Genomic DNA, 19,050 nt, shown 5'->3' with positions numbered 1-19,050 from the left:
AGCTAAGATAGATGAAATTATAAACCAAAAGGGGAGAGTCACATGCTAGAAAAGCGCAAGCAGATTTTACAGATGGTAGAAGAGGGGAAGTTGACGGTAGATGAAGCATTAACGCTTTTAAATTCACTTGAAGCAAACCCTGAGCCAACTGTAAAAGTGAATGCATCATCGGAGTTGACGCCTTATGTTGGTAAATCGAGCAGCAGTTCTTCCACTTTTAAACCTTCGTCTGCATCCTTTAAAGAAAAGCTATTTAGCTTTGTCGATCAGACAGTCAAAAAAGTAAAGGACGTTGATTTAGACTTTAACTTTGGTCCCTCGGTTAAAGTTCAGCATATTTTCCAACAAACAGAAGCTTATATTCAGGCAATTGATATCGATATTGCAAACGGAAGTGTGAAGGTAAAACCATGGGGAAGTCCGGATGTGCGAATCGAGTGCGAATCAGATGTTTATAAGGTAGAGGGGCAAGAGCAAGCGCGACAAGCGTTTTTAAAAGATGTCTTATTTTCAATTGAGAACGGGAAGCTAAAATTTAATGTGCAAAAAAAACATATGAAGGTGAAGGCGACTGTTTATATACCTGAAACCGAGTATGAGAGAGTGAATGTACGTGTGTTTAATGGACCTATTGAAGGGGAAAGATTAAATGTAAGAGAATTAAAGGCCAAAACAGCCAACGGTTTAATTCGCTTTTATGAAGTGAATAGTGGACAGCTTGAAGCGGAAACATCTAATGGTCACATTGAGCTCTCACGCATTTTCTCATCAAAATGTGAGATGGAGACGATTAACGGCTCTATAAAATTTGATGGGGATTATAAAAAAATCGATGCGCAAACTTTTAATGGAGATATTGAAGGGTACCTGAAAGGAGAGCGTGTTGAGTTAGCATTTTTAAAAACGACTACGGGACATATCGAGCTTTATACGCCGTCTCATCTTGGCATCGAAGGAGATTTGAAATCAAATCTAGGTAAATTCGTATGTAACTTACCTCAAATGGAGGTAATTGAAGAGAAAAAAGAGACGGTCATGAAGCAGATGCGCTTCCGAGCATATCTTGAAACAGCTAAATCGTATAAATTATTAGCAGAGTCTAAAGCTGGTTCAATCACAATTAAGTAAAACGTTGGCATATAAAGAAGCCTTTTGTAATCAGAATGATTAGGAAAAGGAGAAGATTGATAAATGAAAAAGTTATATAGATCACGCAGAAATAGAAAATTAGCTGGAATTATCGGCGGAATTTCTGAGTATACAGGGATTAGTGCTACGATTCTTCGACTGATTTTTGCATTGAGCGTTCTATTCGTTATTGGAACACCACTGGTAGTTATCTACTTCATTTTAATCTTTGTATTGCCAAATGAAGAAGGAGCCTAATAAGCATGCTTGTGAGAGGGATTATTAGCATTTTAATTAATGCTCTTGTACTTGTAGTAATTGCAGGTTATATCGATGCATTTCAACTATCGTCGATTGGTGCTGCAATTATTGCCAGCATCATTTTATCCATTTTAAATATTATCGTGAAACCCATTTTAATTCTTTTGACGTTACCAGTGACATTTCTAACACTTGGACTGTTTTTATTCGTCATAAACGCAGCGACGTTAATGATTACGCAAGGTATTATGGGTGATTCGTTTGTTATTGATGGATTTGGTACAGCTATTTTAGCTGCTATTGTTATGTCCATTCTGAACCTATTGATTCAAAAGGTTATTATTGATCCGTTGCGATCCAAATAAAGTAGCGCTAGCTTCAACGAAGCTAGCGCTACTTTGTTTTCTCTTCTCTTGCTTTTAATGATAAAATAGAGTGAACCTTTAATGGTAAATACTATCATAGACAAAAAGCTAATGGGTACATGGTTTTAAACTAAAGGAGGATTTCAGGTGGTAACAGTTCGTACTAAAGACTTAATTGAAAAGTTTAATTTAGAGTTAATCAGTGGAGAAGAAGGAATTGACCGTCCGATTGCAACAAGTGATATTTCACGTCCAGGGATTGAAATGGCCGGTTATTTTACATATTATCCAGCAGAGCGCATACAGCTATTAGGGAAAACGGAATTATCATTTTTTGAGCGTTTAGATGATGAAGAAAAGAAAGTCCGAATGGAAAAAATGTGTACAGATATTACGCCAGCCATTATTATTTCTCGTGATATGTCTGTGCCGAAAGAATTGATTGAAGCTTCTGAACGCGAAGCAGTTCCTGTACTACGATCGCCTTCTAAAACGACAAGACTTTCAAGTCATTTAACGAACTTTTTAGAAAGTCGTTTAGCACCGTCTACAGCTCTTCACGGAGTGCTTGTAGATATTTATGGAATCGGTGTCTTAATCATGGGGAAAAGTGGCGTTGGTAAAAGTGAAACCGCGCTTGAACTTGTGAAACGTGGACATCGTCTAGTAGCGGATGACTGTGTAGAAATTCGTCAAGAAGATCAAGATACGCTGGTCGGTAATGCTCCGGGGTTAATTGAACACTTACTTGAAATTCGCGGCCTTGGTATTATTAACGTGATGACGCTATTTGGTGCAGGTTCAGTACGTAGCTATAAGCGTATTTCATTAGTTATTCAGCTTGAGACATGGGACCAAAATAAACATTATGATCGTTTAGGCCTTGAAGAAGATAAAATGAAGATTATTGACACAGATGTGACAAAAATCACATTACCTGTTCGTCCAGGGCGTAACTTAGCTGTTATTATTGAGGTAGCCGCAATGAACTTCCGCTTGAAACGGATGGGAATTAATGCAGCTGAGCAGTTCTCAAATCGCTTAACGGATGTAATTGAAGACGGTGACAGAGAAGATATTTAAGAAAGGGTGGTTTGATGGAAGCAAATATTCAGCCGCTTGATCGTGTGTTTTTAGAGCTAGGCCCACTGACAATCTATTGGTATGGCGTCATTATTGGAGCTGGCGTGCTGCTTGCTCTGTATATTGCTACAAAAGAAAGCACGAAGCGTGGGTTGCCTAAAGACACGTTTATCGATTTAGTGCTATTTGCAGTACCAATTGCTATTATTTGTGCGCGCATATACTATGTTGCGTTTGAATGGGATTATTACTCACAGCATTTGAATGAGATACCTCAAATCTGGAACGGTGGAATTGCTATTCATGGTGGATTGATTGGAGCAATTTTAACTGGGATTGTTTTTTCACGTGTGAAAAAGATTTCATTTTGGAAACTAGCGGACATTGCGGCACCGAGTATTATTCTTGGTCAGGCAATCGGACGCTGGGGGAATTTTATGAATCAGGAAGCGCACGGTGGAGAAGTATCACGTGCTTTTCTAGAAGGTTTGCACCTGCCAGAATTTATTATTAATCAAATGTATATTAACGGTACATATTATCACCCTACGTTTTTATATGAATCGCTTTGGAATTTAGCCGGATTTGCTCTGTTAATTGCGCTAAGACGCGTCAACTTGCGTAGAGGTGAACTGTTCTTAACGTACGTTATTTGGTATTCAATTGGGCGATACTTTATTGAAGGAATGCGTACAGACAGCTTGATGTTGACGGATACGCTGCGCATCGCACAAGTCATTTCGCTTGTCTTAATTGCGGTAGCAGTCATTATTATTGCTATTCGTCGAAAAACAAATAAGGAAACGTATTTGGAAACAAGTAAAAAGAAACAGGGGTGAGGGAATGCTTAGGTCGATACAAAAGGGGATTATGGGAGGACTCAAAACAACGCTGACACTAGGAAAAGTCATTTTTCCAGTAACGCTAATTGTTTCACTCCTTCAATACACGCCAGTGCTGGATTGGTTTGCTACGTTAATTTCACCTTTAATGAAGTTATTTGGGCTATCGGGAGATGCAGCCATTCCACTTGTGCTGGGGAACTTGTTAAATTTATATGCGGGAATTGCAGGGATTTTATCACTGGATTTAACGGTGAAAGAAGTATTTATTCTAGCCGTTATGCTGTCTTTCTCTCATAATTTATTAATTGAAACGAGCGTAGCTTTAAAAGTTGGTGTGAAGCTATGGGTTATTTTATCGGTTCGTATCGGGCTCGCTGTGATCTCAGCCATTATCATTAACTTAGTATGGAATGGCGGAGGCGAACAGGCACAGTACGGTTTTTTAGCAACGAAGCACGAGGAAGTAAGCGGATGGGGAGCAATCATCTGGCAATCGATTGAAAAAGCAGGTTTTGGAATTCTACAGCTGGCTCTTATTGTTATTCCAGTTATGGTGGGAATTCAAATCCTGAAAGATATTGGGTGGCTCGATAAGCTTTCCTCAATGCTTGGTCCGTTTACACGCTTATTAGGGATGAAAGAAAATACGTCTACAACGCTTGTGACAGGTCTCTTACTAGGGTTGGCATATGGAGCTGGCGTCATGATTCAAGCTGTACAAGAAGAGGGAGTTAGTAAGCGTGATGCAACGCTTGCGTTCATCTTTTTAGTCGCTTGTCATGCTGTAGTAGAAGATACGTTAATTTTTATTCCGCTAGGTATTCCTGTACTGCCGCTGCTCATTATTCGGGTAGTTGTTGCACTTGTGTTAACCATTGTGATTTCACGGATGTGGAAAGAAAATGAAGTAAGGCATAGAAAGGAAGTTTCATATGAGCATTAACACCGTTCTATTTGATTTAGATGGAACGCTAATTGATACAAATGAATTAATTATTTCATCTTTTATGCACACATTAAATCATTATTATCCCGAGCAATATAAACGTGAAGATGTCTTGGCATTTATGGGGCCACCTCTTTATGACACTTTTGTACAGATGGATAAAGAGCGAGTACACGAAATGATTGACACGTACCGTACTCATAACTTAAGTCATCATGATGAACTTGTAACAGAGTTTGCAGGCGTATTTGAAACGGTGAAATGGTTACATGATCAGAAGTATAAGTTGGCTATCGTTACAACAAAGCAGATTAATACGGTCATGCTGGGGCTAAAACTTACGAAGTTGGATCAATTTTTTGATGTAATTGTTGCAATTGACGACGTGCAGCATGCAAAACCTCACCCAGAGCCAGTCGAAAAAGCATTAGTACTTTTAAATGCACAGCCAGAAGAAGCTGTTATGGTAGGAGATAACCATCATGACATCCTATCTGGTAAAAATGCAGGTACGAAAACAGCTGGTGTGGCTTGGAGTGCAAAAGGAAGAGAACACATTGCTTCTTATGAGCCAGATGTTATCTTAGAAGAGATGAAAGACTTGATTCCATGGCTTGGAGGAAAAGAGCAGTGAGAAAGACGAAGCGATTTCCTGTCGAAGGACCTAACTCGCTCTGGCACGTCTATAAAACCGTTCCATTTTGGAAGGTAATACGTAACTTTATTGTCATTCAGCTTGCTCGCTATTCTCCTTTTTTATCATTTAAAAACTGGCTTTACCGGACGTTCTTACAGATGGAGGTAGGGCCTCAAACTTCTTTTGGACTGATGGTTATGCTTGATATTATGTTTCCAGAGAAGATAACGGTTGGAAAAAACTCGGTAATTGGATATAACACAACGATTCTCGCCCATGAATATTTAATTAAAGAATATCGACTTGGAGATGTAATCATTGGTGATGAGGTAATGATTGGAGCTAATAGTACAATCTTACCTGGAGTAGTGATTGGTAACGGAGCAATTGTTGCTGCGGGAACAGTCGTACATAGAAGCATAGAGCCTGGCTCTTTTGTTGGAGGAAATCCAATGAGGGTCATTTATACAAAAGAAGAAATGCAAAAGCGCACAGAAGAAAACGAATCAGCCACGACTTATCAATAAGGAGTGGCTTTTTTTGTAAGAAAATAGCGCTATATGAGTTGACGATTACCTATAAGGGGTGTAAACTACTAATAACTTTAATTTGTTATTTCGCTAATACATTAGTGCGATAAAGTAAAAAGTGGTCTTCTATGATGAAAATTAGTTGTTTATATAGAAATAGATGCAACCAAGTTGAGAAAAGGAAGTGTCATAATGTCAAAGCTGTTTATGTTTGAAAAACCTTTAGGTATGCGGGATACATTACCATCTCTTTTTGAAAAGAAAAAGCAAGTTCGAAATCAGTTAGCAGAAGAAATTAGTAGCTGGGGCTATCAATATATGGCTACTCCTACTCTTGAATACTTTGAAACGGTTGGAAGCGCATCGGCCATTTTAGATCAACAATTATTTAAATTATTAGATAAAGAAGGTCATACGCTTGTTTTACGACCTGATATGACGACGCCTTTTGCGCGCGTGGCAGCATCAAAACTTTTAAATAACTCACCGCTTCGCCTTGCGTATGAAGCGAATGTCTTTCGAGCTCAGCAGCGTGAAGGTGGTCGACCGGCTGAGTTTGAGCAAATTGGTGTTGAGTTAATTGGTGATGCAACAATGAGCAGCGATGCAGAAGTGATTGCGTTGATGATTAGTGCATTAAAGCGTGCTGGGCTAAAATCATTTAAAGTAGCCATTGGCCACATTGGATTCGTTAACTCATTGTTCTTAGAGATTGTCGGAAACGAAGAGCGTGCCAATGTTTTACGCCGCTTTTTATATGAGAAAAATTATGTTGGTTATCGTAATCACGTGAAGAGCTTAAACCTTTCCTCCATTGATAAACAGCGTCTTTTACAGCTTTTAAACTTACGTGGTGGAGAAGAAAAAATCCAAGAAGCTATTGAGCTTGTTGAAAATAAAGAAGGTAAAAAGCTTGCTGAGGATCTTCAAAGCCTTTGGAACATGCTGGACGCTTATGGCGTAACGGAAGAAATTAAAATTGACTTCAACCTTGTAAGTCACATGAGTTATTACACTGGCATTTTATTTGAAGTCTTTGCTGAGCACGTAGGCTTTCATATTGGGAACGGTGGACGTTACGATCAATTATTAGAACAATTTTCAACGAAAACACCGGCAACTGGATTTGGTATTCAGCTTGACCGTTTAATTGAAGCGCTAGATGAAGAAGCATACGAAGAAGTGCCTGTTTACGGCGTTTTATATAGCCAGGAGCGGTTATCAGAAGCAATAGCGCTTGCGGCTGAACAAAGACGTGCAGGTAAACGTGTCGTTGTTCAAGATATTGTAGGCGTTGATGATGTCGACGTATTTACAGCTGGCCTTGAAGAAGTATCGTTTCTTATTGGTAAACGTGGCAAGGGGGGACAATAATGACTGAACTACTAACAATTGCGATGCCAAAAGGAAGAATATTTGAAGAAGCTGCTCAACTTTTGCGTCAAGCAGGCTTTCAACTTCCTCCAGAGTTTGATGACTCGCGTAAATTAATTGTTGATATTCCAGAAGAAAACATGCGCTTTATTTTAGCAAAGCCAATGGACGTAACGACTTACGTAGAGTATGGCGTAGCTGATTTAGGTATTGCAGGAAAAGATGTGATGCTTGAAGAAGAAAGAGATGTCTATGAACTATTAGATTTGCAGATTAGCAAATGTCATCTTGCAGTGGCGGGCCTTCCCAATGCGAAAAAATCAGAGATTGCGCAAAAAGTAGCGACAAAATATCCGAACGTCGCGTCCACTTATTTTCGAGAACAAGGAGAACAGGTGGAAATTATTAAGCTAAATGGATCGATTGAGTTAGCGCCGCTTATCGGCTTAGCAGATCGTATTGTTGATATCGTTTCGACGGGCAGAACGCTACAGGAAAATGGTCTGGTTGAACTAGAGCATATCGGTGATATTACATCTCGATTAATTGTAAACCCAGTTAGCTACCGGTTAAAAGATGAACGCATTGATGATTTAGTTAACCGATTATCAAAAGTTGTCGAAGCATCATGAATGAGGTGAATTTGATGAAGATTACACGTGTGACGGAAGACGTTAGCTTAAAACGTACGATTGATCAAGGCACGGGAGCACAGCGTGAAGCGGTGCTTAACATTCTTCAAGACGTTAAGGATAAAGGAGATCAAGCCCTATTTTCATATACGGAAAAGTTTGACGGTGTGTTATTAGAAGCGCTGAAAGTGTCGGATGCAGAGCGGAAGAACGCATATGAAGCCATCGATGATGAAACTATTCAGATTATTAACGAGGCTGCTGCTAATATCCGTGACTACCATGAGCGCATGATTACGCAATCTTGGATGGTGACAAAAGAAGATGGCACGATTCTTGGGCAGAAGGTGACACCTTTAGATGCAGTTGGCGTCTATGTCCCAGGCGGTTTAGCTGCGTATCCATCATCCGTGTTGATGAACGTAATTCCTGCTCAGGTAGCTGGCGTTAAGCGTATTGTAATGGTATCACCTGTGCAAAAAGACGGTTCGTTACCAGCTGGTGTTCTCGTTGCAGCTACTGAGCTAGGTGTGGAAGAGATTTATAAAGTTGGAGGAGCACAAGCGATCGGAGCATTGGCGTATGGAACAGAAACAATTGAAGCGGTCGACAAAATTGTGGGTCCAGGAAACATTTATGTTGCCTTAGCAAAGAGAGAAGTATACGGCTTAGTTGATATTGATTCCATTGCTGGACCGAGTGAAATCGTTGTATTAGCAGATGATACAGCAAGACCAAATGAAGTGGCAGCTGACCTGTTATCACAAGCAGAACATGACCAGTTGGCATCTAGCATTTTGGTAACAGCGTCTTTAAATCTAGCAGCAGCCGTAGCACAAGAGGTTCAAAAACAGCTTGAAACGCTACCTCGAAAAGTGATTGCTGAAGCATCTATTCAAGAGTATGGTGCAATTTATGTCACAGAAGAGCTTGAAGAAGCGATTGACGTAGTTAATAAATTGGCTCCAGAACATCTTGAAATTATGACGGATGAACCGATGACTATACTCGGGAAAATTCGTCACGCTGGAGCTATTTTTTTAGGTAGATATAGCTCAGAGCCAGTAGGAGATTATTTTGCTGGCCCAAACCATGTATTACCAACGAACGGAACGGCCAAGTTTTCAAGTCCGTTATCTGTTGATTCATTTGTAAAAAAATCAAGCATCATTTCATATAGCGAGCAGGCGCTTAAAGCTAATAGTTCGAAAATTGCCGCTTTTGCAAGGCTAGAAGGATTAGAAGCACACGCTCGAGCAGTTGAAGAACGATTCAAAAAATAAAGTAAAGAGAGGGTTACATGATGAGAGAAGCTAGCATCAAACGTACAACAAATGAGACGGATATTTCACTTGCAATAGCCATTGATGGAGAAGGAAAAGCGGGAATTGACACAGGTGTCCCGTTTTTAAACCACATGCTTGATTTATTTACGAAGCACGGTCAGTTCAATTTAGATGTAAAAGCTATTGGAGACATTGAGATCGATGATCATCACACAACAGAAGACATTGGTATCTGCTTAGGGCATGCATTTAAAGAAGCACTTGGTGATAAGAAAGGCATTAAGCGCTACGGCAATGCATTTGTTCCAATGGATGATGCGTTGGCACAAGTGGTAGTTGATTTGAGTAATCGACCTCATTTTGAATTTAAAGGCGATATTCCAGCATCACGTGTGGGTACTTTTGATACGGAGCTTGTATACGAATTTTTATGGAAATTTGCGCTTGAATCACGTATGAATCTTCATGTTATCGTTCACTATGGTCAAAATACACACCACATCATCGAAGCGGTATTCAAAGCCTTGGCGAGAGCATTAGATGAAGCAACAACGGTTGATCCTCGCGTCAAAGGAGTACCATCAACGAAGGGGATGTTGTAAATGATTGGTATTATTGACTATGGCATGGGGAATTTGTATAGCGTAAGCAAAGCGCTTGAACGTTTAGACTATGACTATTTTATTTCATCTGAGCCAAGCGAACTGCGTAAGGCAAAAGGCTATATTCTACCTGGGGTTGGCTCATTTAAAGATGCGATGGAACAGCTGAATGAAACCAATCTTACAGCTTTTATAAAAGAAGAAGTGGAAAGCGGTAAGCCACTTTTAGGTATCTGCTTAGGAATGCAGCTTTTGTTTGAGGAAAGTGATGAGAATGGTAAGACGACGGGCCTTGGGTTTTTAAAAGGACGTGTTGAACTGCTGCCTGGAGTGACGCCAGAAGGTGAAGCTTATAAAGTGCCTCATATGGGTTGGAACTCGTTACATATGCATGTAAACTCACCTCTGTTAGCGGGCATTGAAGAAGGCCACGTATACTTCGTGCACTCTTATTACGTAAAGACAGATGATCAAGATGTGCTTCTAGCAACAAGCTCATATGATGTTGCCGTTCCAGCAGTTGTAGGGAAGGAAAATGTATTTGGTACGCAGTTCCACCCGGAAAAAAGCAGTGAAATTGGCATGAAGATTTTACAAAACTACGCAAACTTTGTAGAAGGAAGAGGTTGAACTCATGAGTAATTTTTCAATTTATCCAGCAATCGATATGCGCGGCGGAAAGTGTGTTCGCCTTTTGCAAGGAGACTATGATAAAGAAACGGTATACGGAGATTCACCAGTCGATATGGCAGCACAATTTGCTGGTGAAGGTGCGAAGTGGATTCACATGGTGGACTTAGACGGTGCCAAAGCAGCAAAGCGAGTAAATAATGAGTTTGTTCTTGAAGTTAAGAAAAAGCTTGGGGTCAATGTACAAATTGGTGGCGGAATTCGTTCAGAAGAAGACGTAGCGTATTACTTAGAAAACGGAATTGACCGAGTAATCTTAGGAAGCGCAGCGATTTCTAATCCTGAATTTGTCAAAAAGATGCTTCGTCAATACGGTGAAAAAATTGCGATTGGTATTGACGCGCGCGATGGCTACGTAGCAACGGAAGGCTGGCTTGAAACGTCAACAGTAAAAGCAACGGAGCTTGGAAAAGAGCTTGCCGAAGCAGGTGCTGAAACGTTTATCTTCACGGACATTTCAACGGATGGTATGCTTTCAGGACCAAATGTTGAAGGTATTGTCAGCATGGCAAAAGCAACAGGTAAAAGCGTCATCGCATCGGGCGGCGTAAGTAAATTAGCTGATTTAAAAGCACTACAAGCGTATGAAAAAGACGGCGTGATTGGTGCGATTGTTGGAAAAGCACTCTACACAAATCAATTTACGGTAAGCCAGGCGCTTGAAGAGGTGACATCATGATTACGAAGCGTATTATTCCTTGCTTAGACGTAAAGGAAGGGCGCGTTGTAAAAGGTGTTCAGTTTGTGGAGCTAAAAGACGCTGGTGATCCTGTAGAATTAGCGAAATTTTATGATGAAGAAGGCGCTGATGAGCTTGTTTTCTTAGATATTTCAGCATCTCATGAAGGTCGTAAAACCATGGTTCACGTAGTAGAAGAAGTGGCAGCACAGCTGGCTATTCCGTTTACAGTAGGTGGAGGAATCAATGCGGTTGAGGATATGAAACGAATGCTGCGAGCAGGTGCAGATAAAGTGTCGTTAAACACAGCTGCTGTCTTAAATCCAGATCTTATTACGGAAGGGTCAAACTTCTTTGGAGCACAGTGCATTGTAGTAGCTATTGATGCAAAATATGATGAAGAATTAGGCTCTTGGCGCGTATACACGCACGGTGGACGCAACGCAACAGGATGGGAAGTTGTTGCTTGGGCGCAAGAAGTTGTCAAACGCGGTGCCGGTGAGATCTTGTTAACAAGTATGGATCAAGACGGTGCCAAGTCCGGCTTTAACCTAGCATTAACAAAAGCCGTAAGTGAAGCGGTAAGTATCCCTGTTATTGCTTCAGGAGGCGCAGGAAATGGTCAAGACTTTGTGGATGTATTTACGGAAGGAAAAGCAGACGCAGGCTTAGCGGCATCTATTTTTCACTATAAAGAAACGTCTGTTAAAGAAATTAAAACCTATGCAAAACAACGAGGAGTGAGCATTCGATGAAGATTGAAAACGTTAAATTCAATGAAGACGGATTAGTTCCAGCAATTGTGCAGGACGCGGTTAGTAAAGAAGTGCTGACTCTAGCCTATATGAATGAAGAATCGTTAAAAAAGTCAGTTGAAACAAAAGAAACGTGGTTTTTTAGCCGCTCTCGCCAAGAGCTTTGGCACAAGGGAGCTACATCTGGAAATACACAGCGAATTGTCGCAATGACGTATGATTGCGATGCGGATTCTATTGTTGTAAAAGTAAATCCAAACGGACCTGCTTGTCATACAGGTGCATACAGCTGCTTTAATGAAAACTTGCTAGAGGACGAAAGTGCATCTCCTCAATCAGGGCGTTTTGATATTATTAATGAATTGGAATCAGTAATTGCTAAGCGCGAAGCAGAAATGCCAGAAGGAGCGTACACAACCTACTTATTTGACAAAGGTGTCGATAAAATCCTAAAAAAAGTCGGTGAGGAAGCAGGCGAAGTTATTATTGCTGCCAAAAACCGTGATCATGAAGAATTAAAATGGGAAGTAGCGGATTTGTTCTATCACGTATTGGTACTTCTTCGTGAGCAAAAGCTTCCGCTTGACGATGTCTTAGCGGTATTAAAAGAAAGACATTCGAAGTAATAAACAAAAGCTGGCCTTTGCGGTCAGTTTTTTTATTGACCAATATTTCTTTGGGTTCAGTAAAATACAGGTGTTACCGTAAGCTTTAAACTATGATATACTACCAACGTTGAAATCATGGACTTATCGGAGGACTTAATGAGAAAAAACTCAAAAGTGCACGAGAAGAAAGCAAAGGTAATTCCGTTTTTTAAAACGGGAGAAGAATATTTTGAAAAAGCACTTAAAGCCTATCAATATAAAGATTTATATAAAGCAAAACGATATCTTCAGAGAGCGTCAGAGTTAGACCGGGATGAGCCGTTAATTTTATATCAGTTAGCGACTATTTTAAATGATTTAGGTGAATATAAAGAATCAAACGAGCTGTTGCTTCATATTATCAACGATTTAGATTCTACAATGGTCAACTGTTATTATGTGATTGCTAATAATTTTGCGCATCTTGGATTATTTCAAGAAGCGTATAAATACGTTCAATGTTATTTGGAAGAAGATGTAACTGGCGAGTTGTTAGAGGAAGCGGAAGAGCTGGAAGACCTGCTTTCCATTGATTTAGAATCAGACGAAGAATATGAGGAAGATGCGCTGATTTTAAAGCAAGAACAGGCAAAACAGTTGCTTCAAGATGCACAGTTTGAAAAAGCGATTCAGCTATTAGAAGAAATCATTCGAGACTATCCTGAATTTTGGTCAGCGTACAATAATTTAGCGTTAGCTCATTTTTATCTTAATGAAACAGAAAAAGCAATTGGTTTATTAGATAAAGTGTTAGAAAAAAATCCTGGGAACTTACATGCTTTGTGTAATCAATTAGTGTTTCACTATTACGGGCATAACCAGAACGTCGTGAATTATTTGATTCAACAGCTAAGCTGCGTATATCCTTTATCTCTGGAGCATCAATATAAATTAGGATCAACGTTTGCTCTTGTCGGGGAATACAAGTTAGCATATGGGTGGTTAAAGAGTTTATATAAAAAAGGATTTCAAGCAGACTCGTCTTTTCATTATTGGCTTTCTTATGCTGCTTATCATGTGGGGTTTGAGCAGTTTGCTAAAGATATATGGAAAAACGTTGGTGATTCGGGTTCAATGGTGAAGTTAGAAGCGCCTTGGCAATTTAATGAGAAGAACAATCGTCGTTTCTATTCTGAAATCGATGTTGTCGCTCAAGAAAAATGTGAAAGCACACATATTCATGATCAGCTGTATAGCCTGTATATGGCTAAGAAGCTTCCTGATAAAGAACGGTTGCTTCTATTAGAAAAAATTAAGCCATCCATACATACAAGTTCATTACTTGATGAAGTATATACGTATGTATGGCAGAATAAGCAGCACATCATGTTTGAAATTGCAGATTTAATCCAAGCTGAAATTGAAGCTGAAGTAGAGGCAGCCGGTATCATTCAGTTTTGGTTTAACATATATGTAGAATTGAATAACATACAGGCTGCCGAATGGCACCATGTCAACGTAAATGGATGGGCATCTGCAGCGACTTACTGCTACCAGAAGCAAAAGCAACAAGCTGTTTCTCAGGAAAAGGTAGCTCAACTGTATAGTATTTCTTTATCAACGGTACGCAAATACGTCAAAATTGTAAATAACCTGCTGAAGTGAGCAAAAAAATAGACGATAGTGTCGTTAGCGTATTAGGATAAAATTAATTAAAAATATATGAATAGATTCCTAAAAGGAGTGTTACTCAATGACAGAAGAAAAAATTTATGATGTCATTATTATCGGAGCCGGCCCAGCAGGAATGACTGCTGCTGTATATACGTCTCGTGCGGATTTATCAACATTAATGATTGAGCGCGGAATCCCTGGTGGCCAAATGGCAAATACGGAAGACGTAGAAAATTACCCTGGCTATGACCATATTCTAGGTCCAGATCTTTCAAATAAAATGTTTGAACATGCGAAGAAATTCGGTGCTGAGTATGCATATGGGGACATTAAAGAAATTATTGAAGGCGAAGAGTATAAGACTGTTGTAGCTGGTAAAAAAGAATATAAAGCGCGTGCTATTATTATTGCAACAGGTGCAGAGTATAAAAAACTAGGTGTTCCTGGTGAAAAAGAATTAGGAGGACGCGGCGTTTCTTACTGTGCAGTATGTGACGGAGCTTTCTTTAAAGGAAAAGAGCTTGTTGTTGTTGGTGGAGGGGACTCTGCTGTTGAAGAGGGTGTGTACTTAACGCGCTTTGCAACAAAAGTAACGATTGTTCACCGTCGTGAGGAACTTCGTGCTCAAAAAATCTTACAACAGCGTGCATTTGATAATGAGAAAGTAGACTTTATCTGGAATCACACTGTAAAAGAAGTGAATGAAAAAGACGGTAAAGTAGGTAGCGTAACGCTTGTTAATACACAAACTGGTGAAGAACAGGAATTCGGAGCAGATGGCGTGTTCATTTATATCGGTATGGTTCCTTTAACAAAGCCGTTTGAAGGCTTAAACATCACCAATGCAGAAGGCTATATTGAAACGAATGAACAAATGGAAACACGTGTCCCAGGAATCTTTGCTGCTGGTGACGTTCGTGAAAAAGCACTTCGTCAAATCGTTACAGCAACGGGAGATGGAAGTATTGCTGCTCAAGCAGCTCAACATTATATTGAAGAACTGAAAGAAAAGTTAAAAGCCGTTAACTAATTTGTTACGTATATCTTTACAAAAAGTTATTCTGTTTTAAAGTTTTTGTAACGTACGTGAAATGTTTATGGGGTACTATATAAGTAGTAATTGACCCCCTTTTATAAAATAGTAACTTTGACGGGCGTAGGACTTGTTCCTAGGCCTTTTTTTTTGGACTATTTTTTGTACCATCGACATATATTTTCAGAAAATTTAGTATTAAGTAAGTGTCTTCGTTGTGAAGGCTGTTTGTTTCGTAGTATAATGATAGACAGAAAAGTGAAGAGAAGAAGAGGTGGAAAGATGCAACGAGTTACGAATTGTGTATTAGTGAAAGACGGAAAAGTACTATTACTTCAAAAGCCAAGGCGAAATTGGTGGGTAGCTCCCGGTGGGAAAATGGAACAAGGAGAATCAGTAAAGGATTCCGTTGTTCGAGAATTTCGTGAAGAAACAGGCATCTACCTGAAGAATCCAACGGTAAAAGGTATTTTTACGTTTACAATGAAAGAAAATGATAAAATTGCGTCAGAGTGGATGATGTTTACTTTTTTTGCTACCGACTTTGATGGAACAAATGTGCTAGAATCAGAAGAAGGAAAGCTTGGTTGGCATAACTTAAATGATGTTAGTGAATTACCAATGGCACCAGGAGACCATCATATTATTGATTATGTGGCAAAAGGTTCTGGTGTAATCTACGGTAATTTTACATACACGACTGACTTTGAGTTATTGTCTTATCGAATCGATCCTTGCTAACTATTTGGTTAGATAAACAATGAAAAAATTCGGTTTTAATAGGGGGTAAACAAATGAGTACTGGATCTGTAAGCGATATTCAATTGGTTATTATTACTGGAATGTCAGGTGCAGGAAAAACGGTGGCAATTCAAAGTTTTGAAGATTTAGGTTTTTTTTGTGTGGACAATCTTCCCCCAACGCTATTGCCTAAGTTCCTTGAACTTATGAAAGAATCTGGAAATAAAATGAACAAAGTAGCGCTTGTTATGGATTTGCGAGGGCGAGAATTCTTTGATAGCTTATTTGAAGCCTTAGATAATATGAGTGAAACGACATGGGTTATGCCTCAAATTCTCTTTTTGGATGCAAAAGACTCTGTGCTCGTAACAAGATATAAAGAAACAAGGCGTTCACATCCTCTTGCTCCTTCTGGATTACCTTTAGAAGGTATTAGTATGGAACGTGAGCTATTAGAGGAATTAAAAGGACGTGCTCAGTTAATTTATGAAACATCTGACTTAAAACCAAGAGAGCTACGTGAGAAAATTCTTACGCAGTTTGCTTCACATGCTTCACCTGTTTTTACAGTGAACGTTATGTCATTTGGGTTTAAGTATGGGGTGCCAATCGATGCTGATCTTGTTTTTGATGTTCGCTTCTTGCCAAACCCGCACTACATTGATCATATGAGGCCGAAAACAGGTCTTGAAGAAGAAGTTTCTTCCTACGTGTTGAAATGGACCGAAACGCAGAAGTTTGTTGAAAAGGTGCTTGATCTTTTAACATTTATGCTGCCGCAGTATAAGCGTGAAGGGAAAAGTCAGCTTGTCATTGCGATTGGTTGTACGGGTGGTCAACATCGCTCAGTCACTTTGGCTGAACATATCGGCCATCATTTTGAAAAAGACTATAAAACACATATTTCTCATCGAGACATCGAGAAGAGGAAGGAAAAATATAGATGAATAGTGAACAGCCTGCAAAAGTCGTTGTCATTGGAGGAGGAACAGGATTACCTGTATTATTAAGAGGGTTGAAAGAATATCCTCTTGATATTACAGCAATTGTAACGGTTGCTGACGACGGCGGAAGTTCTGGGAGGCTTCGAGATGAGCTAGAGATTCCGGCTCCTGGTGATATTCGAAATGTGTTAGCCGCATTATCTGATGTTGAACCGTTGGTAGAAGAGCTGTTTCAACATCGCTTTGAAACTGGAAATGAATTGATTGGTCACTCACTGGGGAATTTGCTTTTAGCCGCAATGACATCTATTACAGGTGATTTTGTGCATGCGATTCGTGAGATGAGCAAAGTGTTAAATGTTCGTGGTAAAGTATTACCTTCTGCCAATCGTAGCGTAGTGCTACATGCAGAAATGGAAGACGGAGTAATTGTCACAGGAGAGTCTAAGATTCCAGAGTATGGAAAAAGAATTAAGCGCGTATTTTTATCTCCAGAAGATATTAAGCCTTCTGCTGAAGCGTTAAAAGCAATTCGCAAAGCTGACTTAATTATATTAGGTCCAGGTAGCTTATATACAAGCATCCTGCCTAATTTACTTGTTCCGGATATTCGAGATGAGCTATGTACGACAAAAGCGAGAAAAGTATATGTATGTAATGTGATGACCCAGCAAGGGGAAACATTAGGTTTTAAAGCAAGTGATCACGTAAAGGCTCTGTATGATCATATGCCTTGTGCGTTTTTAGACGCAATTATTGTAAATAATGCGCCAATTCCTGCACCGTTAAAGAAGCGCTATGAGGTTGAACAAGCACAGCCTGTGGAATACGACCGAGAAGTGCTGACTGAATTAGGACTAGAAGTGTTGGAAGAACAGATTATTCAATATGACGGTAGTGTTATTCGTCACGATACGAAAAAAGTGGCACGCCTTATCTTTAATATGTTGGCGTAAACGTCAATTTCCGCAACTTACTACGACAACAGAATGGAGGTGGGAAAGGTGTCGTTTGCTTCAGAAACAAAAAAAGAACTTACTAATTTAGAAGTGAAAGATTGCTGCGCAAAAGCAGAACTTTCAGCTTTAATTCGAATGAACGGGTCGTTGGCATTTTCTAATCGTAACTTAACAGTGGACGTACAAACAGAAAATGCAGCCATCGCCAGAAGAATTTATGTACTTCTAAAGAAATCGTATAACGTAACGGTGGAGCTGTTGGTGCGTAAAAAAATGAGGTTGAAAAAGAACAATGTTTACATTGTTCGTCTGGTGGAAAAAGCTCGTTTTTTACTGGAGGATTTAAAAATTTTAAATGAAGGCTTCACATTTACTCATAACATTTCAGAAGAGCTTGTCAAAAAGAAGTGTTGTAAGCGTTCATATTTGAGGGGAGCTTTCTTAGCTGGAGGATCAATTAATAATCCAGAAACATCCTCTTATCATCTAGAGATTTTTTCTCTCTATAGAGAGCACAATGATGCCCTTTGTGAGTTAATGAATACATTTGGCTTAAACAGTAAAACGCTTGAGCGTAAAAAAGGGTATATCAATTACTTAAAAGAAGCAGAGAAAATCACGGAATTCTTAAGTATTGTTGGAGCACATAGCGCTTTATTACGTTTTGAAGACGTTCGTATTGTACGAGATATGCGAAACTCTGTTAATCGACTCGTCAATTGTGAAACAGCGAACTTAAACAAGACCATCGGTGCAGCGATTCGGCAGGTGGAAAATATTCGTTATATTCAAGAGACAGTTGGGCTCGAAGTATTGCCTGAGAAGCTTCGTGAAATTGCTCGTTTACGAGTAGAATACCAAGACGTAACGCTAAAAGAACTAGGGGAAATGGTATCCGGCGGACAAATTAGCAAGTCTGGAATTAATCATCGTCTACGCAAGATAGATGAAATTGCCGATAAATTGCGTGCTGGACAACCAGTTACGTAAAGCAAGGGACATGGGAGGAGAACATAATGGAAAAACAAGTAGAAATTAAATTGAGAACAGGCCTTCAAGCACGAGTAGCAGCCATGTTTGTTCAAGAAGCTAACCGTTTTACATCGGATGTGTTTTTAAAGAAAGATGAAAAAGTAGTAAACGCTAAGAGCATTATGGGGTTAATGAGCTTAGCGTTAAATCGTGGTACCGTTATCACGCTGATTGCTGAAGGTAGTGACGAAGAAGAAGCTATCCAAGCGCTTTCTTCTTATGTAGAAAATGATGCATAAAAAAACCGTTCCCAATTGGGAACGGCTT

General features: G+C 39.6%; 23 protein-coding genes. All 23 read left to right on the top strand.

All coding sequences use genetic code 11. From position 1 onward, the window contains the following. Window positions 1-42 precede the first annotated feature (42 nt). The 23 genes from MKZ18_RS19765 to MKZ18_RS19655 all read left to right on the top strand — a co-directional run bounded on the left by MKZ18_RS19765 (window position 43) and on the right by MKZ18_RS19655 (window position 19,022). Entirely contained in the window at window positions 43-1,128 is a 1,086-nt protein-coding gene (locus MKZ18_RS19765; RefSeq protein WP_144593997.1) for a DUF4097 family beta strand repeat-containing protein, read from the top strand. A gap of 63 nt (window positions 1,129-1,191) precedes the next feature. Further along, on the top strand, window positions 1,192-1,386 hold the full coding sequence (locus tag MKZ18_RS19760) for a PspC domain-containing protein (RefSeq protein WP_025907411.1): 195 nt from the start codon (window positions 1,192-1,194) through the stop codon (window positions 1,384-1,386). A 5-nt stretch (window positions 1,387-1,391) separates the two neighbouring features. Continuing rightward, window positions 1,392-1,754: a phage holin family protein gene (locus tag MKZ18_RS19755; RefSeq protein ID WP_025907413.1), complete on the top strand. Its 363-nt coding sequence runs from the start codon at window positions 1,392-1,394 to the stop codon at window positions 1,752-1,754. A gap of 147 nt (window positions 1,755-1,901) precedes the next feature. Beyond that, a complete protein-coding gene (hprK, locus tag MKZ18_RS19750) occupies window positions 1,902-2,837 on the top strand; it encodes an HPr(Ser) kinase/phosphatase (protein WP_025907414.1) in 936 nt (311 codons plus the stop codon). A gap of 14 nt (window positions 2,838-2,851) precedes the next feature. After that, the gene (gene lgt, locus MKZ18_RS19745) at window positions 2,852-3,676 is read left to right on the top strand and encodes a prolipoprotein diacylglyceryl transferase (RefSeq protein ID WP_025907417.1); all 825 of its coding nucleotides are present in this window, start codon (window positions 2,852-2,854) and stop codon (window positions 3,674-3,676) included. A gap of 4 nt (window positions 3,677-3,680) precedes the next feature. Further along, window positions 3,681-4,625, top strand: a complete 945-nt coding sequence (locus MKZ18_RS19740) for a nucleoside recognition domain-containing protein (RefSeq protein ID WP_025907418.1) — start codon at window positions 3,681-3,683, stop codon at window positions 4,623-4,625. After that, a complete protein-coding gene (gene ppaX, locus MKZ18_RS19735; protein ID WP_025907421.1) occupies window positions 4,615-5,262 on the top strand; it encodes a pyrophosphatase PpaX in 648 nt (215 codons plus the stop codon). The genes MKZ18_RS19740 and ppaX overlap by 11 nt, the downstream gene beginning before the upstream one ends. Then, a complete protein-coding gene (locus tag MKZ18_RS19730; RefSeq protein ID WP_144593998.1) occupies window positions 5,259-5,792 on the top strand; it encodes an acyltransferase in 534 nt (177 codons plus the stop codon). The genes ppaX and MKZ18_RS19730 overlap by 4 nt, the downstream gene beginning before the upstream one ends. Window positions 5,793-5,987: 195 nt before the next feature. Continuing rightward, complete coding sequence (locus tag MKZ18_RS19725; protein ID WP_025907424.1) at window positions 5,988-7,169, top strand: ATP phosphoribosyltransferase regulatory subunit; 1,182 nt, start codon at window positions 5,988-5,990, stop codon at window positions 7,167-7,169. Then, entirely contained in the window at window positions 7,169-7,801 is a 633-nt protein-coding gene (gene hisG / locus MKZ18_RS19720) for an ATP phosphoribosyltransferase (protein WP_025907426.1), read from the top strand. Before MKZ18_RS19725 ends, hisG begins: the two co-directional genes overlap by 1 nt. Before the next feature lie 14 nt (window positions 7,802-7,815). Next, entirely contained in the window at window positions 7,816-9,084 is a 1,269-nt protein-coding gene (gene hisD, locus MKZ18_RS19715; RefSeq protein ID WP_025907428.1) for a histidinol dehydrogenase, read from the top strand. A 17-nt stretch (window positions 9,085-9,101) separates the two neighbouring features. Then, window positions 9,102-9,689 carry an imidazoleglycerol-phosphate dehydratase HisB gene (gene hisB / locus MKZ18_RS19710; RefSeq protein ID WP_025907430.1) on the top strand — a complete coding sequence of 196 codons (588 nt, stop codon included), beginning with the start codon at window positions 9,102-9,104 and terminating at the stop codon, window positions 9,687-9,689. Beyond that, window positions 9,690-10,319 (top strand): imidazole glycerol phosphate synthase subunit HisH, encoded by a 630-nt coding sequence (gene hisH / locus MKZ18_RS19705; protein WP_025907432.1) that lies wholly within the window; start codon window positions 9,690-9,692, stop codon window positions 10,317-10,319. A gap of 4 nt (window positions 10,320-10,323) precedes the next feature. Further along, on the top strand, window positions 10,324-11,058 hold the full coding sequence (hisA, locus tag MKZ18_RS19700) for a 1-(5-phosphoribosyl)-5-[(5-phosphoribosylamino)methylideneamino]imidazole-4-carboxamide isomerase (protein ID WP_025907434.1): 735 nt from the start codon (window positions 10,324-10,326) through the stop codon (window positions 11,056-11,058). Then, window positions 11,055-11,813, top strand: a complete 759-nt coding sequence (gene hisF, locus MKZ18_RS19695; protein WP_025907436.1) for an imidazole glycerol phosphate synthase subunit HisF — start codon at window positions 11,055-11,057, stop codon at window positions 11,811-11,813. The genes hisA and hisF overlap by 4 nt, the downstream gene beginning before the upstream one ends. Continuing rightward, window positions 11,810-12,439 carry a bifunctional phosphoribosyl-AMP cyclohydrolase/phosphoribosyl-ATP diphosphatase HisIE gene (hisIE, locus tag MKZ18_RS19690; protein ID WP_025907439.1) on the top strand — a complete coding sequence of 210 codons (630 nt, stop codon included), beginning with the start codon at window positions 11,810-11,812 and terminating at the stop codon, window positions 12,437-12,439. Before hisF ends, hisIE begins: the two co-directional genes overlap by 4 nt. A gap of 138 nt (window positions 12,440-12,577) precedes the next feature. Continuing rightward, window positions 12,578-14,065, top strand: coding sequence for a tetratricopeptide repeat protein (locus MKZ18_RS19685; protein ID WP_076512319.1), 1,488 nt, complete (start codon window positions 12,578-12,580; stop codon window positions 14,063-14,065). A gap of 88 nt (window positions 14,066-14,153) precedes the next feature. Continuing rightward, window positions 14,154-15,104 (top strand): thioredoxin-disulfide reductase, encoded by a 951-nt coding sequence (gene trxB / locus MKZ18_RS19680; protein WP_025907441.1) that lies wholly within the window; start codon window positions 14,154-14,156, stop codon window positions 15,102-15,104. A gap of 285 nt (window positions 15,105-15,389) precedes the next feature. Further along, window positions 15,390-15,848, top strand: coding sequence for an 8-oxo-dGTP diphosphatase (locus MKZ18_RS19675; RefSeq protein WP_025907442.1), 459 nt, complete (start codon window positions 15,390-15,392; stop codon window positions 15,846-15,848). A gap of 53 nt (window positions 15,849-15,901) precedes the next feature. Then, entirely contained in the window at window positions 15,902-16,795 is an 894-nt protein-coding gene (gene rapZ, locus MKZ18_RS19670; protein WP_025907443.1) for an RNase adapter RapZ, read from the top strand. After that, on the top strand, window positions 16,792-17,748 hold the full coding sequence (locus tag MKZ18_RS19665; RefSeq protein WP_094911122.1) for a gluconeogenesis factor YvcK family protein: 957 nt from the start codon (window positions 16,792-16,794) through the stop codon (window positions 17,746-17,748). The genes rapZ and MKZ18_RS19665 overlap by 4 nt, the downstream gene beginning before the upstream one ends. A 48-nt stretch (window positions 17,749-17,796) precedes the next feature. Further along, window positions 17,797-18,741: a DNA-binding protein WhiA gene (gene whiA / locus MKZ18_RS19660; protein ID WP_025907447.1), complete on the top strand. Its 945-nt coding sequence runs from the start codon at window positions 17,797-17,799 to the stop codon at window positions 18,739-18,741. A gap of 23 nt (window positions 18,742-18,764) precedes the next feature. Then, the gene (locus MKZ18_RS19655; protein WP_025907448.1) at window positions 18,765-19,022 is read left to right on the top strand and encodes an HPr family phosphocarrier protein; all 258 of its coding nucleotides are present in this window, start codon (window positions 18,765-18,767) and stop codon (window positions 19,020-19,022) included. Window positions 19,023-19,050: the final 28 nt, after the last annotated feature.

Origin of the sequence: Priestia sp. FSL W8-0001, from assembly GCF_038050335.1 — a bacterium.
In the GTDB taxonomy this organism is placed as follows: Bacteria; Bacillota; Bacilli; order Bacillales; family Bacillaceae_H; genus Priestia; species Priestia flexa.
Note: the sequence above shows the minus strand (reverse complement) of the source record. Positions and strands in the feature narration are given on the sequence as shown.